The organism is Mycolicibacterium diernhoferi (assembly GCF_019456655.1).
Taxonomy (GTDB): domain Bacteria; phylum Actinomycetota; class Actinomycetes; order Mycobacteriales; family Mycobacteriaceae; genus Mycobacterium; species Mycobacterium diernhoferi.
Genome location: NZ_CP080332.1, coordinates 1,458,925 through 1,474,406 on the forward strand (window position 1 = coordinate 1,458,925; position 15,482 = coordinate 1,474,406).

Genomic DNA, 15,482 nt, shown 5'->3' on the forward strand with positions numbered 1-15,482 from the left:
CGTTTCCTCTCGAACTCGACGGGTCGCTGACACCGCCGCAAAGTGACGGTATCAGCGACCCGGAACGTGCCGAGAATGCTCCTCGCTGTCAGGACTTCGGGACCGACAGGTCGGCCGGTGCCCGTCCGCTCAGGGTGGCGCCGATCGCCAGGAACACCACCGGCGCGATGCCGAAGATGACGGCAAGCGTCGTGGAGCCGCCGACCACCAGGGTCAGGTTCGCGATGATCAGCGCAACGGCCGCAGCCAGCACGATCGCCGCCACCACGGACAGCACGATGATCTTCGTCGGGCCACCACGCCGCTTGAAGAAGATCGCGGCCGAGATCGTCGTCAGCAGCCACAGGATCGACAGTCCCCAGATGCCCAGCCCGCCGAGCGGGCCGAAGATCTGCAGCACCGGATCCAGCCCGAGCACCACGAACACACCCATGATCACCAGCGACAGCACCGAGACCAGGACCGACGCGTTCGCCGGGGAGCCGAGTTTCGGGTGGACCTCACCGAGCTTGCGCGGGAGCACATTGTCGCGGCCCAGCACGAAGGTGTACCGCGCGGCGATGTTGTGGAAGGCCAGCGCGCAGGCGAACACACTGACGAACCAGAACAGGGTGGTGAGGTCCTTGCCCAGGATGCCGAGGTACTTCTCGGCGGTGTTGACCATGTAGTTGTCCGGGTCATCCTTGGCGACCTGGATGGCGTCGTTGCCGCCGTTGCCCTCGACCAGAGCCCAGCTGGAGAAGGCGTAGAAGGTGGCCACGATGCCGACGGCCCAGTAGGTGGCGCGGGGGACGGTGCGGTCGGGGTCGCGGGCCTCGTCCCGGAAGACCGCGGTCGCCTCGACGCCGACGAAACCCCAGAGGGCGTAGAGGAGCGCGATGCCGAAGGCGCCCGAGATGCCGGACGGGCTGAAGGAATCACCGGTGATTCCCTTGTCGCCGCCCTGAAGCACGATGACGAGGTCCAGCACGACCAGGATGGCGACCTCCGATACCAGGAAGATGCCCAGCACCTTGGCGCTGAGGTCGATGTCCCGGTAGCCGAGGAACGCGATCACCAGCAGCACCACACCGGTCAGCACCCACCACGGCAGCGCCGGGCCGCCGACGATCTCCAGGAGGCTGGACAGGATGACGCCGTCGTAGGCGGCCACCGCCAGCAGTGTCGCCATGTAGGCGGGTAGCGCCAGCACCGCGGCGCCGGTACCGACCGCTTTACCGAGCCCCTTCTGGATGTAGGCGTAGAAGGCGCCGGTATCGCTGACGTACTTCGACATCGCCACGAAACTGGCGGCGAACAGGAGGAAGATCGCGCCGGCGACCAGGAAGGCCACCGGAATACCCGTGGTGTCGCCGAGTGCCATCGCGATGGGGACATTGCCGCCGACGGTCGACAGCGGAGCGGCCGCGGCCACCACCATCAGCACGATCGCGGGCACGCCGAGATTGCCACGCAGGTGGCCGCGTGTATCCGGTGGTTTCGTATCGCTGCGCTTGTCGCCGGTATTGACAGCTTCAGTCATGGGGTGACCCTTCTCTGCGCACGGAGTACGGTTCGTCGGCTCCGAGTTCGGGGGAAAGTCTGCGAGACGGCAGGGACGTCTGCCATACGTCTGCGTCAGTTTCCAACATTTTGTTGTAATCCGGTCACACCATCAGGCTCGGCGGTGTGGTGTTCTCACACATGTTGTTGGAAGGTCGGCGCGTACCGTTGTCCGTCCACACCGTCCGGGCCGATGCTGTGTCCACCGCGATGAGATGTCCACCCGCGACGTAGAGAGGCCGCCAGTGAACAGCCCCGATCCCGAACCGGACCACCGGCTCGGACGCATTCGTCTGCTCGACGAGCAGCGCGTCAACCTCGACGGCTTCGCCGAACCGGACCCGGCGCTGGGCATGATCTCGCACCTTTCCCCGCACGACCCGGAACCGTCCTGGGTGGTGGACGGCGCGGGCAGGGTGCTGGAGATGGACTCCACCCCGGCAGCAGACTTCGACACGATCGACGAGTTCATCGTGGGGCATGCCATCGACCACGCCCAGGCGCCTGAGTCGATGGCGATGTCCGAGGTGGAACTGGCGCGGCTGATCGTCGACACCAGCGTGCCGCGCGCGGACGTGCTGAAGGTGTGCTCCGGGCTGACGCCGGCCAAGATGGCCCGGGTGGTGTCGGCCCTGCATCCCGTCGAGATCCAGATGGCGATGATGAAGATGCGCGCCCGCAAGACCCCGGCCAACCAGGCCCACGTCACCAACCGCCTCGACGATCCGCTGCTCATCGCGGCCGACGCGGCAACCGCCGTCGTGTACGGCTTTCGGGAGCTCGAGGCGACGGTGCCGGTGCTCGACGACGCGCCGGCGGTGGCGGTCGGGTTGCTGATCGGCTCCCAGGTGCCGGCGCCGGGGGCATTGACGCAGTGCTCGGTGGAAGAGGCCCGCGAGCTCGAACTCGGTGTGCGCGGCCTGGTCTCGTACGCCGAGACGGTATCGGTGTACGGCACCGAGCAGGTGTTCACCGACGGTGACGACACCCCGTGGTCCAAGGCGTTCCTGACGTCGTCGTACGCGTCACGCGGTATCAAGATGCGGCTGTCCAGCGGGGCCGGCTCCGAAGTGCTGATGGGCGCCGCCGAAGGCAAGTCGATGAACTACCTGGAGTCCCGATGTGTGGCCCTGGCCAAGGGCATCGGCGCGCAAGGCGTGCAGAACGGCGGCGTCGACGGGGCGGCGATCACCGCCTCGGTGCCCGGGGGCGTCAAGGAACTCCACGCCGAGAACCTCATGGTCATGTTGCGCGGGCTCGAATCCTGCAGCGGGAACGACTCGTTGATGAGCGAATCGACCATGCGGCGCACCAGTCGCACGCTGCCGACGCTGCTGTCCGGATCGGACTTCATCTTCTCCGGCTTCGGTTCGGTCGTCTCCTACGACAACATGTTCGGACCGTCGAACTTCAACGCCGACGACCTGGACGATTACCTGGTGATGCAGCGTGACTGGGGTGTGGACGGGGGGCTGCGGTCCTGCGATCCGACGACGCTGGAGGCCATGCGCCGGCAGGCCGCCGAAGCCACCCGCGCCGTGTTCGAGTACCTGGGTCTGGCCGACTTCGACGACGATCATGTGGAAGCCGTTGTCGCAGCGGCGGGTTCGAAGGACCTGCCCGAGAACGACGGGGTGAAGGTGCTCAGCGCGGCCCGGATGATCGACCAGTCGGGGCTGACGGTGCTCGATGTCGTCACCGCGCTCGCCGAGACCGGATTCACCGAACTGGCCGACCGGGTGCTGGGGATGTCCAGGGCGCGCGTGATCGGCGACTACCTGCAGACGGCCGCGATCTTCGACGAGGAGATGAACGTGCTGTCCGCACTGGAGGATCCGAACGATTACCGCGGACCCGGAACCGGATACCGGCCCACGCCCGAGCGGCAGGCCCAGATCGATACCGTGCGCCAAGCCCGGTCGGTGACCGATCTCGTCCGTGAGCAGGCGACCTTCGCCGAGCCGGACCGGCTGCGGGTGCTCGGCCCGGCCCAGGTCGGTTCGGACCCGCGCGAAGTCGTCGTCGGACTGTCTCCGGCGTTCGGCACCAAGCTGTTCCGCACGCTGTCGGGCATGACGATCTATGACGTGCTCGAACAGATCCTTGCCGGTCTCGAGGAAGAGAAGTGCGTGCCGCGGTTGGTCCGGATCGCCGACAGCATCGACCTCGGGTCGATCGGCAAGTCGGCTGCGGGTCTGTCCGGCTCCGGTATCGGGGTGGGGCTACAAGCCAAGGGCACCACGCTGATTCACCGTCGTGACCTGCCGCCGCTGGCCAACTTGGAACTGCTCAGCGTGGCGCCGCTGATCACCCCGGAGATGTACCGGATCATCGGGATCAACGCGGGTCGGCATGCCAAGGGCGCCACCCCGGCCCCGATGCGCAACGCCTACACCGACGAGGCGATCACGGCGCGGTATCACACCCGGGTGGTGTCGATGGTCGCCATCGAGCGGACCGAATGCCTTGCACTCGACGGCGGGGAGCGCCGTCGGCACGTCGATATGGAGTTCAAGCGATGACCGCGACTGCGCATTCGGGCCGCCACGTCACCGACGTCACCGTCGAGGCCGCGTGCAACGGGGACCTCGTCCTCGACGACATCCGGATCAGCCGGGAGACCCTGCTCAGGCAGGCGGAGGACGCCGAGCGCAGCGGGTCGGCGCAACTGGGCATGAACCTGCGCCGGGCGGCCGAGATGACCGCGCTGAGCGCCGAGGACATGCTCGCGTCCTACGAGGCGCTGCGGCCCGGCCGTTCGTCGTTCGAGGAACTGGAAGAGCTGGCGGGGCGTCTCGACGCGCACGATGCGCCCACCTGCGCCGCGCTGGTCCGCGAGGCCGCGGTCGTGTATCGGCGGCGCGGCCTGCTGCGATGACCGTGTGGGCCGGTGTCGACATCGGCAACGCGACCACCGAGGTGGTGCTGTGCCGTGATCTGGACGTCGTGGCCAGCGGGCGTACCCCGACCCGCGGGGGCAAGGGCTCGTCGCGCGCGATTCAGGGTGCCGCGCAACTGGTCCGGCGGCTGGCGGACAAGCACGGCCTGACCGTCGAACGGGCGGCCTTCGCGCCGACCCCGCCGGTGCATTCGACCGTCGAACGGGTCCGACTGCAGGCGCAGCGCACCGGCCGGCTCGCCATCGTCACCCGGTCCGCGGCGACCACCGCCGGTGACGCCGCGGGGGTGGGCGCCCCGGTGCCGGTCGAGTGTCTGGACACGGTCGATCCGGGGCGTCCCGTGATCGTCTGCGCGGGGCCCGCGCATGGTTACGCGGCAGTCGCCGGCCTGGTGAATGCCGCTGTCGCGGCCGGGCGCGACGTCACCGCGGTGCTCACCGCCAACGACGAGGCCGTGCTGGTGTCCAATCGGCTGGAGACTGCGCTGCCGGTCGTCGACGACGTCGATGTCGAGCACGTCCTGGGGGCGAAGCTGGTCGCCGTCGAGGTGCGGGAGGGGGTGTCGCCGTTGCAGCGGCTCACCGACCCGTTCTGGCTGGCAGACGCCTTCGGGCTCGGCGACGAGGAGCGGTCCGATGCCCGCGTCATCGCCGATCAGCTCTTCGACAGCGTGTGCGCGGTGGTGACCCTGAGTGACTCTGCCGAACCGGTCGAGCCGGTACCGATCCCTGAGCTGCCCGCCGGGCCGGTGCACGTCGTGCGGCTGGGCGATATTGCCGGCGAGGCGAATTCGCGTCGCGGCTCGGTGTCCGTCGACAGCTTGGTGATGGCGAGGATGGGCGGCGACGGGGAGGCGCCCGCCGAAGCCGACGAGCTTGCCGACGTCCTGGGGGTGCCCGTCACCCGCATCGACTCCGAGGCCGGGGCGGCCCGGGCGGGCGCGCTGACCACCCCGGGCCTCCCCGCTGACGTCGTGGTGGTGGATGTCGGCGGCGGCACCGTCGACGTGGTGGCCGAGGGCGATCGGATCGTGCTACCGGGTGCGGGGCAACTGTTGACCACGGCGACGGCGACGGCCCTGGACATCTCGACGAGCGCCGCCGAGTACGCCAAACGTAGCGAGGCGGTCACTGCGGTCACGGTGCAGCTCGTCGAGGATGAGCACGGCCGGCGCCGGTTCCTGGACCGGCCGCTCGACGGCCGCAGCACGGGTTGGCTCCTGACCCAAGCGCCCAGCGGCCTGCTGCCGTTCACCTCGGCACTCTCCGGTGCGGAGTGGCGCAGCTGGCGGTTGGCGGCCAAGCGACTCGTGATCGGTGGCAATGTGCTGCGCGGCGTGCAGCGGGTGGCCGCCGGCGTGACGGGGGTACTGCTGGTCGGCGGCGGAGCGGGCGATGACGAACTCGTCCGGGCCCTGGCCGAGCGGCTCGGTCATGACGTCACGGTGGGGCGCGGCAACGTCGGTGGCGGGCTGGGGCACCGCTTCGCGGTGGCCTACGGGCTCGTCGTCCTGGCGTCCGCGGGCATCGCCCCTGCACAACCCACCCTTGAGTGCTAGCACTCGCGTGTATAGAGTGCTAGGTGGCACGCGGCCAACCCCCGCGCCGGCACCCGCGACGACGGAGCGAAGGTACGGACGCATGCCGAACACCTGGAAAACATGAGGGCCCGGAACATCCCGGTCTCCGATACCCAACAAGTGGAGGGCTCCATCGTGGCAGTCAACATCAAGCCACTCGAGGACAAGATCCTCGTTCAGGCCAACGAGGCCGAGACCACGACCGCGTCCGGTCTGGTCATCCCCGACACCGCCAAGGAAAAGCCGCAGGAAGGCACCGTCGTCGCAGTTGGCCCCGGCCGCTGGGATGAGGATGGCGAGAAGCGGATCCCGCTGGATGTCGCCGAGGGTGACACCGTCATCTACAGCAAGTACGGCGGCACCGAGATCAAGTACGGCGGCGAGGAGTACCTGATCCTCTCCGCGCGCGACGTGCTGGCTGTCGTAAACAAGTAAGCACTCGTGTAACGCCCCGGATGTCCCCGTATCGGGTGACGTCCGGGGCGCTATGCAATCAGGCCAAAGGACATTTATGAGCAAGCAGATCGAATTCAATGAAACTGCGCGCCGCGCCATGGAGGCCGGCGTAGACAAGCTCGCCGATGCCGTCCGCGTCACCCTCGGCCCGCGTGGCCGTCACGTGGTGTTGGCCAAGGCGTTCGGCGGGCCGGTCGTGACCAACGACGGTGTCACCATCGCCCGCGAGATCGACCTGGAGGACCCGTTCGAGAACCTGGGTGCCCAGCTGGTGAAGTCGGTGGCCACCAAGACCAACGACGTCGCCGGTGACGGCACCACCACCGCGACCGTGCTCGCCCAGGCCATCGTGAAGGCCGGCCTGCGCAACGTGGCCGCCGGTGCCAACCCGATCGCGCTGGGCGCGGGCATCAGCAAGGCCGCCGACGCCGTGTCGGAGGCGCTGCTGGCCGCCGCCAAGCCGGTCAGCGACAAGACCGCCATCGCGCAGGTCGCCACCGTGTCCTCGCGTGACGAGGTGATCGGCGACTTGGTCGGCCAGGCGATGACCACAGTCGGCGCCGACGGCGTCGTCACCGTCGAGGAGTCCTCGACCCTGGAGACCGCACTTGAGGTCACCGAGGGCGTCGGTTTCGACAAGGGCTACGTCTCGGCGTACTTCGTCACCGACTTCGACCTCCAGGAAGCGGTGCTGGAGGACGCGCTGGTGCTGCTGCACCGCGACAAGATCAGCTCGCTCCCGGACCTGCTGCCGCTGCTGGAGAAGGTGGCCGAAGCCGGTAAGCCGCTGCTGATCATCGCCGAGGACATCGAGGGTGAGGCACTGTCGACCCTGGTCGTCAATGCCATCCGCAAGACGCTGAAGGCCGTCGCTGTCAAGGCGCCGTTCTTCGGTGATCGCCGCAAGGCGTTCCTCGACGATCTCGCCGTGGTCACCGGCGGACAGGTCGTCAATCCCGACGTCGGTCTGGCGCTGCGCGAGGCCGGCCTCGACGTGCTGGGTTCGGCACGCCGCGTCGTGGTGACCAAGGACAGCACCGTCATCGTCGACGGTGCGGGCACCCAGGACGACATCGACGCCCGCAAGGCGCAGTTGCGTTCGGAGATCGAGGCCACCGATTCGGACTGGGACCGCGAGAAGCTCGAAGAGCGCCTCGCCAAGCTGTCCGGCGGCGTCGCGGTCATCAAGGTCGGCGCGGCCACCGAGACGGATCTGAAGAAGCGCAAGGAAGCCGTCGAGGACGCCGTCGCGGCGGCCAAGGCGGCCGTCGAAGAGGGCATCGTCACCGGTGGTGGCGCCGCTCTGGTGCAGGCCCGGTCCGGGCTCGACAGCCTGCGTGGATCGCTGTCCGGTGACGAGCTGATCGGCCTCGAGGTGTTCGCCACCGCGCTGTCGGCTCCGCTGCACTGGATCGCGACCAACGCCGGTCTCGACGGTGCCGTCGTGGTCAACAAGGTCGGCGAACTGCCGGCCGGGCACGGTTTCAACGCCGCCACGCTGACCTACGGTGACCTGCTCGCCGAGGGCATCGTCGACCCGGTCAAGGTGACCCGCTCCGCGGTGCTCAATGCCGCGTCGGTCGCCCGGATGATTCTCACGACCGAGACCGCGATCGTCGAGAAGCCGGCTGAGGAAGCGGCAGATGCGGGCCACGGCCATCACGGCCACTCGCACTAGTTCGGCATAGCTCTACGAAGCACCCCCGGTCCTGTTGGGCCGGGGGTGTTTTGTGCTGTGCAATCGGCCCGGAGGCGCGGTCCGGCGTGCTTATGCTGTATCGGCGCAAGGAGATTGCGAGGGCATCATGCAGGTTGATCCCAACGGAAGCGCGCATGACGGCTGGGGGCCGCTACGGACCCGAACTCTGCGATGGCACGAGCCCGGTCCGACGACGGCTAAAGGGTTGGCAATGGCCGGTATCGACTACGTCAAGGCCGTCGTCGACGGTGCCTTCCCGACACCACCGATGGAAAGTCAGCTCCAGTTCGAATTCGTCGAGGTGGACCCCGGCCGGGTGGTCGTCACCTGCATGCCGGACGGTTCCTGCTACAACGGGCTGGGCACCGTTCACGGCGGTGTTCTGTGCACGTTGCTTGACGTGGTGACCGGCTGCGCGTTGCACAGCGTGCTGCCGCGGGGTAAGGGCTACACCTCGGTCGGGATCAACGTGAACTATCTGAAGTCGGTGACTTCTCAAACCGGCATCCTCACTGCGAGAGGAACAGTAATCAAGTCGGGGTCGCGGGTCGGCGTCACGCAGGGAGTTGTGACCGATGGCAGCGGCACTCCCGTGGCGACTGCCACGGCAACTCTGTTGGTATTCGATCTCTGACGGGCTTCAATCGCGCACCACAGAGACGGCGATCGTCGAGAAGCCGGCTGAGGAAGCGGCAGATGCGGGCCAAGGCCATCACGGCCACGCGCACCAGTTCGTATCTCGGGAGTAGTACCCAAGAAACGCCCCCGGGCCATCGCCGGGGGGTGTTTCGTTTATTGCGTGGATCGCATGTGGCAATGGATGTGGGATCGGTACGCAGCCAGATACTCGTGGGCATGCTGGGCGCTCACGTGTTTCCTGGCACTGCCGGCTTATCTCGCTTGGTCGTTGGCGATCATCGCTTTCGAGAGGTCCGATCGCCACATTGCGGCCACCGCGGTGACCGCGATGGTCCTGTCCGGGTTCCTGTATGTGGTGGTACTTCCCGGCGGAAGGGCGGTCCGCATCATCGAGCGGTGGGCCGCCGGCGACGACGTTGATCGAGAGAGCGCGTTACGCGCGACCTACAGCTATGGCCGGACGTTGATTGCGCGCAGCTTGACCGTCACCGTGGTCTCGGTCCTGGTGTTGTTCGTCGGCGTCGGCATGATTGCCGGGGCGAGCGGGTCGCGGCTGATCCAGTACGCCGTTCTGGGTGTCATCGTCGGAACTGTCGGCCAGTTGATCACTCTGCACAGCTATGTCGAGGGCGCCTTGCGGCCCGCCAGGGCTGCGATCGTCTCCGACACCGAGATCGGCGATTCCCTGCCTCGTTCCCGCCCGACATTCGCCGCCTGGACCATCGTGGCCATGCTTGCGGTGGGGTTTGCGTTCGCCGTCGTGGGCGCGATTCTGGGCGCCGTATTCGATGTGGCCAGGCATGGCCCGATGCTCGCGGTGCTGATCGGCGGTGCTCTGGTGCTCGTCGTCGGGCCGTCGCTCTGGGCCGCGTATTCGCCACTGCTGCAGCCCATTCGTGAGCTCGCCGAAGCAACCGAGCGCGTCGCGTCCGGTGATTTCAGTCAACGCCTGCCGGTGGTTCAGGACGACGACCTCGGCGCCCTGGCGGCGTCGTTCAACCGCATGCAGGCGGGTCTGGCCGAGCGGCGACGACTGCACGCCGCATTCGGCACCTACGTCGACCCGGACTTGGCGGCTCGACTGCTCGAGCAGGGCGACGACGTGTTCAGCGGTGAGCGTCGTGAGGTCACCGTGATGTTCGTCGACATCCGCGATTTCACCGGCTTCGCCGAGGTGAACACCGCCGAGGACACCGTCACGCGGCTCAACGCCCTGTTCGACATAGTGGTGCCCGCCGTGGTCCAGGCCGGCGGGCACGTCAACAAGTTCCTCGGTGACGGCGCGTTGGCCGTGTTCGGAGCCCCGAACGACCTCGCCGAACATGCCGATGCCGCGGTGGCCGCCGCTGTGCAGATTCACCGCCTCGTCACCGAGCGATTCGGCGCCATGATGCGGATCGGCATCGGGATCAACACCGGAGTGGTGATCGCCGGCACCATCGGGGGCGGGGGAAAGCTCGAATTCACCCTGATCGGTGACGCCGTCAACGTGGCAGCCCGTGTCGAGCAGCTCACGAAGACCACCGGTGATGCAATCCTGCTCACCCAGCATGCCGTTGACGCTCTGAGCAGGCGACTGCCTGAACTCGCCGGCCGCGGAGCCCATGGGCTGAAGGGAAAGTCCGCTCCGGTACAGGTATTCGGCCTCGACCCGGTGGCGAATCGCTGAAGGCCCACCTCGTCAGGAGGCCAGCCTGAGGTGCCGCTCTGCGGGCGGGTGGGCGACCGGAGCGGTGCGTGCATACACCGAAACCACCGAGCCCGTACGCACGATCCCGATCGGTCCGGCTCGGACGTAAGGCGTCAATTCCATTGTGTGCAAGGCCATCCGCGCCCGGGCCTGACGGTAGCCCAGCCGCACGCCGGCGACCCCGGCTGCGAGCAGACCGCTGAGCCCGGGCAGCGCGGCAGAGAGCAGCGCCCACAGCGACATCGCCGCCAGGGCGGTGACGACCCCCTGCGCCGGCGTGTGGTGCGTGCCGTCGGGACCCCGCGACTCGGCGAGCGCCAGAGCGGCCGGCTGCAGTGACGAGGTCAACGCCAGGACCTTGCCCAGACTCATACCGGCTGCGAGGGCACTGCTCAGAGTCGATGAACCCCGCTCGGGCGACAGCGAACGCGACAGGATCCTCTTCAGGACGAGCACGATCGAGTTCTCCGGGGAGAAAGCGCTCGGCAGGCGCGCATCGCCTACAGCTGGGCCTGCCCACGGCATACCGAGCGTGGCACGCAGGTCCGTGACCATTTGGATGACCGCCGTGACGACATCGAGAGCCGTGGCCACCAGTGTGCTCAGCAGGTAGGCGACGGCTGCTCCGAGGCCCGGTGTGGCGATGGACGCGACCGCCGGTGCCGGCGTCGGCGCGGCGGGGGTCGGCGGACCCTGGACGGGTGCAGCGGGCGGGGGCGGGGCCGGAGCCGGAGCCGGAGCGGGGTCTGCCGCGGCCTGCGGGGTGCCGGGGGAGGCCGCGACGTGCACCGTCGGCTCCGCGGTCTGCACAGTGGATGTCGGCGCCGTGGCCGCGGTGTCCGAGCTGCTGCTCTTGGGCTCGCTGCTGTCCGAGCTGCCCCCGGAGGTGGCGGGCGCAGGAACCTCGATGACCTCTTCGGTGAAGGAGGTCCCCGTGTCGGTCGATGGCGTGTCGTCCGGCGCATTCGATTGAGCGAAGGAGGGCGAGCGGGTTTGGGCGTCCTCGAGGTCTCCGAGCGATGTGCCCGCTTCGTCGTCGTCCGGATCGGTGCTACCGGCGTCACCCTCGGATGCCGACGCGCTGTGTGACGCGCTGTCTCCGGTGGTCGAGGTGTTCTTGCTGTCGCCGCCGGAATCGCTGGAGCTTTGACTCGAATCCGATGAGGCTTGGCCGTCGGGTTCGGCCGCTGCGATCGCGCCGTTGAGGCTGCCCATCACGAGCCCGGTGGACAGTAGGCATGCACCCGTGATCAGGTGAATACGCGTGACAATGGGGGTCTCCTCGCAGTAACGCTCGAACCCAGCGGTCGACAACGACGCATGTGCGTGACCCACCTCACAACAGGGTTCAATTCTGCGGCCACGGCGTAAGTCCTGTCAATGGATCCTTTTGCCGGGGTGCTCACACGTCGCGGATCGCCACGACGACCACGGCAGGGTTGTAGAGGTAGACGTCGTGCCCACTGTGAGTTTCGGTGACCTGTTCGCCCCGGGTTGCGTCCGCGGGCAGCAGATCGGTGCGCCAGGGTTTGTCGGCCCGACAGAACCGCGGCGGGCACCGCCGGCATCGGAGGCGCCGCATCGATCCGGCGGAACGCATCGCTCGCCCGGGCCGATGACATCCGCGATGTGTTCGGTGACCGCGTCGACCGCCGCTCTCGGTCCCCGTTGATCGCAGGACGTGGCGGTCACGCCGGGGCCAGCGCGGGCAACTCGATGTTCGCGATGCACGACCGGTCCACGTCCGGGTTGGGCTCGTCGATGAACGCGGTCATGATCGACTGGGCACACGAGGAGTCCGGTATGACGCCGTGCCCGCTGCCGGGAAAGTGCAGCACCGTCGAGTTGGGCAGACCGCCGGTGACATCGTCCACCCAGGCCGGCGCGGTGCTGGCGTCGAAGGTTCCGGACAGGATCAGCGTGGGGACCGCGCTGGAGGCCGGTTGGCGTGCGGCCGGGTCGGATCTGCCCACACCCCAGGCGCGGCACTCGTCGAAGATGTGGCTGCCCGTCGGGGTGACCCGCAGGACCGCGTCGGGCAGGTCCGGCATGGCCTTCCGTGCGCCGGCCAGCGCCTCCTCCCGGGTCGTCCAGTTGGTCATCTCCTGGCAGTAGGCGCCCAGTGTCAACCCGTAGCCCAGCGTTCCGCGCTGCTCTGCCGGTAGGTCGCTCGCGGCGATCGCCTCGGCCGCCAAGGTCACATCGCCTCGGGAAGCGGCGTAGATCATCCGCGGAATATCGGCCACCCTGGCGGCATCCCGGCTCCAGTCGACCACCAGTGGGACGAGCTTCGATCCGTCGACGGTGACGGGTACATCGCGTCCCGACGGGTCCGTCACCGTGACCTGTGCCGGTGCCCGATCCAAGGCATCGACGGTCGCGGTGAACGTCTGCATCAGATCGGGGTACGCAGCGACGCAATGGGATTGGTCTGCGCATGCCCGGGTGATCGCGGCCAGTGCGCTGGCCGGGGCCTCCCACCACCGGTCGACGATGTTGATGTTCGGCGGCACCACCGAATCCAGGACCACCGAACGGACACCGTCCGGGTGGTCCCGCAGGATCTGCAACGCCAGGTCGGAGCCGTAGGACACCCCGTAGAGGTTCCATTCCTTGATGCCCAACGCCGTCCGCAGATCGGCGTGGTCGGTGGCGTTCTCCAGGGAGTTGTAGGCCGCGAAGTCGACCCCGGAGGTGGCCAGCCGCTCCCGGCAGGCCGCCACTGCGGCCGCGGCGAGATTCGCCGTCGACTGCCGGGCAAGGACCAGATTGATTGACCGAGCGGTGAATTCGTCGGTCTCCGGGCAGGACAGGAAGGGGTCGCTGTGCACGGTTCCGCGCGGGTTGACGAAGATGACGTCGCGGTCGGCGTTCATTCCGCCCGCAATGACTCCTGGGGCGCTCAGTGTCCCGGCGCCGCCCGGCCCGCTGGCCAGGTAGACGATCGGATCCGCGGCGGGAGCGTCACTGAGTGCCTCCGCCCGGGCCACCAGGATCTGGATGGTACGTCCGTTGTCCACCCTGCGGTTCTCCGGGACGGTGAGGTATCCGCAGGTGAACTCCGGGCCGAGGCCGGATTCGGGTACTCCGGGGAAGTTCGGCCGAGGGCACGGGGCGGACACATAGGACAGCCTCGTCGTCTCGTGGGGGTCGGCACCGTCGGAACCGTCCTGTGCGCAGCCCGCCACCACGGCGGTGAGCACGGCCGACAGGAGAGCACTGAGCGTCGCTCGGGATTCACCGAAGCGCATCCTTGCCGCCCTCCCGCCGGACTGTCCCCTGCTCGGACGGTAGCCGACGGCGTAATCCAGCGGAGTGGATCGGGGCCGATATCTGCCACGCGGGGCTGTTCTCGGATGGCGCACAGCGGTAACCTCGACCTATCGAGGTGAGAAAACCATGAAACTCCTCTACATGGCCTCAGCAGGTGTATTGGCACTCGGTCTCGGCGCCGCAACGGTGATCGGCACGGGCGTGGCGAGTGCCGCTCCAGGCGCGCCCGGCATCGAATTCCCGCAGAAGCCGCATCACGGCGGTGGGTGGGACGACCGGGGGCCCAAACCCGGCAAAGGGCATGGGCCCTGGGGCAAAGGCTTCGGTATCGACGGCATCGATGCGTGCATCAGCGCGACCGGCCCGTACGGCAACGTTTCGGGTTTCGTCTGTATCTGAGCGCTGAGCGCTGAGCGCTGAGCACGTCAGCCGAGGTGCCGGTCGACCGGTGCCGGCTGAATCGTCACCAACTGCAACGTGCCCGTCCGGGACTCGTCGGCCACGAAATGCACGACCAGGGTGTCCGGCGGGAACCGGGTGGCCAGGGCGTTGAGGGTTCTGGGCAGGAACACCCTGGCTTTGGCGTTGCCGTACCAGTTGGGATCGGTCGGGTCGGTGTCGAGACCGCTGACCTTGTCGATCGCCTCGTCCCACTCCCGTACGGCCTGCGGGAGCGGGTCCGCGAACCCCGTGGACTTCAGGTACGCATCTTCTTGTCCCGCAAGCGTTATCGGGTGTGCACCGCCGACCGGGGTGCCGGTGATGGTGCCGTCCACGACGTCGGCCGTCACCGATACCAACCGGGCGGTGCAGACGCCCACGGGGTCACAGGTGTCCAGCGGGGTCGCAGGAGCGGGTGCAGCGGCCAGAACGGCCGGGACCGTCAACGCGGCGAGGGCGGCCAGGGCGCGGCCGCAGGGCTTGAGCACGGGACCTCCTCCGGAAGTGCGACGTCACTGAAGGGTATTCGGTGACGTCGTCGCCGGAGTTACAGTCCGCAGCTCACCAGCGGCCGCGCCGGGGTCAGGCGCTGCGGCGCATCCCGCGCTTGAGCAGGATCTCGCGCTCGGATTCGGACAGGCCGCCCCAAATGCCGTAGGGCTCACCGACGGCCAGGGCATGTGACCGGCACTGGGTGATCACCGGGCAGGCCCGGCACAGTTCCTTGGCGCGCATCTCGCGCTGGGAACGGGCCCGGCCACGCTCACCATCGGGATGGAAGAAGACCGAGGAATCGACACCCCGACATTGACCCTGCATTTGCCAGTCCCAGATGTCGGCGTTGGGTCCGGGCAGTTGCTGCGGTTGTGGCATTTGAAAACCCCTCTCTTCGCACTCATTTCGCGAAGACGCGTGGGTGCGTGAGTCGCGGAACTGAACCGAGCACATGTCGCCGGTGACATCTCGTGCACACAACGTAGAAGGGCTACCGAAAACCAGTCAATAGCCAGGCTCACCGCGAAAAGGCATAACCGCAGGGTGTGAATTTACGTCACGTTCATCGAGTTCACTTGCGGGCAACCCGGGGGGTGGTTTACCACAGTTCGCGGACCGCCGCAGAACGGCGTTTTCCCTGCTCGCGTGAAATCGGCCGATGTGCGGGCCGGAGCCCGGTTGATCTGTTGGTAACGTGCCGACCATCAAGAGTTAACGAAGGTTGGTTTGGTCACTTTTTTGTGTGCCACCACGATCTTGATAGCGTCC

General features: G+C 67.7%; 14 protein-coding genes. 8 read left to right on the forward strand and 6 right to left on the reverse strand.

Annotation, left to right across the window (positions count from 1 at the left end; translation table 11 throughout):
- Positions 1 to 88: 88 nt before the first annotated feature.
- Complete coding sequence (locus tag K0O62_RS06985) at positions 89 to 1,522, reverse strand: APC family permease (RefSeq protein ID WP_073856452.1); 1,434 nt, start codon at positions 1,520 to 1,522, stop codon at positions 89 to 91.
- A 235-nt stretch (positions 1,523 to 1,757) separates the two neighbouring features.
- On the opposite strand from K0O62_RS06985, the gene K0O62_RS06990 reads away from it, so the two are divergent.
- The 7 genes from K0O62_RS06990 to K0O62_RS07020 all read left to right on the forward strand — a co-directional run bounded on the left by K0O62_RS06990 (position 1,758) and on the right by K0O62_RS07020 (position 10,484).
- On the forward strand, positions 1,758 to 4,064 hold the full coding sequence (locus tag K0O62_RS06990) for a propanediol/glycerol family dehydratase large subunit (RefSeq protein ID WP_079244168.1): 2,307 nt from the start codon (positions 1,758 to 1,760) through the stop codon (positions 4,062 to 4,064).
- The gene (locus tag K0O62_RS06995) at positions 4,061 to 4,420 is read left to right on the forward strand and encodes a diol dehydratase small subunit (protein ID WP_073856453.1); all 360 of its coding nucleotides are present in this window, start codon (positions 4,061 to 4,063) and stop codon (positions 4,418 to 4,420) included. Before K0O62_RS06990 ends, K0O62_RS06995 begins: the two co-directional genes overlap by 4 nt.
- Positions 4,417 to 6,000, forward strand: coding sequence for a diol dehydratase reactivase ATPase-like domain-containing protein (locus K0O62_RS07000; RefSeq protein WP_073856454.1), 1,584 nt, complete (start codon positions 4,417 to 4,419; stop codon positions 5,998 to 6,000). The genes K0O62_RS06995 and K0O62_RS07000 overlap by 4 nt, the downstream gene beginning before the upstream one ends.
- A 153-nt stretch (positions 6,001 to 6,153) precedes the next feature.
- Positions 6,154 to 6,456, forward strand: a complete 303-nt coding sequence (gene groES, locus K0O62_RS07005) for a co-chaperone GroES (protein ID WP_036421278.1) — start codon at positions 6,154 to 6,156, stop codon at positions 6,454 to 6,456.
- A gap of 76 nt (positions 6,457 to 6,532) precedes the next feature.
- Positions 6,533 to 8,155 carry a chaperonin GroEL gene (gene groL, locus K0O62_RS07010; protein WP_073856456.1) on the forward strand — a complete coding sequence of 541 codons (1,623 nt, stop codon included), beginning with the start codon at positions 6,533 to 6,535 and terminating at the stop codon, positions 8,153 to 8,155.
- A 232-nt stretch (positions 8,156 to 8,387) separates the two neighbouring features.
- Positions 8,388 to 8,810: a PaaI family thioesterase gene (locus K0O62_RS07015; protein WP_234800090.1), complete on the forward strand. Its 423-nt coding sequence runs from the start codon at positions 8,388 to 8,390 to the stop codon at positions 8,808 to 8,810.
- A 165-nt stretch (positions 8,811 to 8,975) separates the two neighbouring features.
- Positions 8,976 to 10,484 carry an adenylate/guanylate cyclase domain-containing protein gene (locus K0O62_RS07020; RefSeq protein ID WP_073856458.1) on the forward strand — a complete coding sequence of 503 codons (1,509 nt, stop codon included), beginning with the start codon at positions 8,976 to 8,978 and terminating at the stop codon, positions 10,482 to 10,484.
- A gap of 12 nt (positions 10,485 to 10,496) precedes the next feature.
- Here the strand turns inward: K0O62_RS07020 and K0O62_RS07025 are convergent, their stop codons facing one another.
- The 3 genes from K0O62_RS07025 to K0O62_RS07035 form a co-directional block, all read right to left on the reverse strand.
- Positions 10,497 to 11,720 (reverse strand): hypothetical protein, encoded by a 1,224-nt coding sequence (locus K0O62_RS07025; RefSeq protein ID WP_205870612.1) that lies wholly within the window; start codon positions 11,718 to 11,720, stop codon positions 10,497 to 10,499.
- 187 nt (positions 11,721 to 11,907) lie between these two features.
- Entirely contained in the window at positions 11,908 to 12,087 is a 180-nt protein-coding gene (locus tag K0O62_RS07030) for a hypothetical protein (RefSeq protein ID WP_234800091.1), read from the reverse strand.
- A gap of 106 nt (positions 12,088 to 12,193) precedes the next feature.
- Positions 12,194 to 13,756, reverse strand: coding sequence for an alpha/beta fold hydrolase (locus K0O62_RS07035; protein ID WP_073856460.1), 1,563 nt, complete (start codon positions 13,754 to 13,756; stop codon positions 12,194 to 12,196).
- A 148-nt stretch (positions 13,757 to 13,904) separates the two neighbouring features.
- Between K0O62_RS07035 and K0O62_RS07040 the strand changes: the two genes are divergently transcribed.
- A complete protein-coding gene (locus K0O62_RS07040) occupies positions 13,905 to 14,177 on the forward strand; it encodes a hypothetical protein (protein WP_073856461.1) in 273 nt (90 codons plus the stop codon).
- Positions 14,178 to 14,203: 26 nt separating this feature from the next.
- On the opposite strand, the gene K0O62_RS07045 is transcribed toward K0O62_RS07040, so the two are convergent.
- On the reverse strand, positions 14,204 to 14,707 hold the full coding sequence (locus K0O62_RS07045; protein WP_073856462.1) for a hypothetical protein: 504 nt from the start codon (positions 14,705 to 14,707) through the stop codon (positions 14,204 to 14,206).
- 94 nt (positions 14,708 to 14,801) lie between these two features.
- Positions 14,802 to 15,092 (reverse strand): WhiB family transcriptional regulator, encoded by a 291-nt coding sequence (locus tag K0O62_RS07050; protein ID WP_073856463.1) that lies wholly within the window; start codon positions 15,090 to 15,092, stop codon positions 14,802 to 14,804.
- Between the last annotated feature and the right edge of the window lie 390 nt (positions 15,093 to 15,482).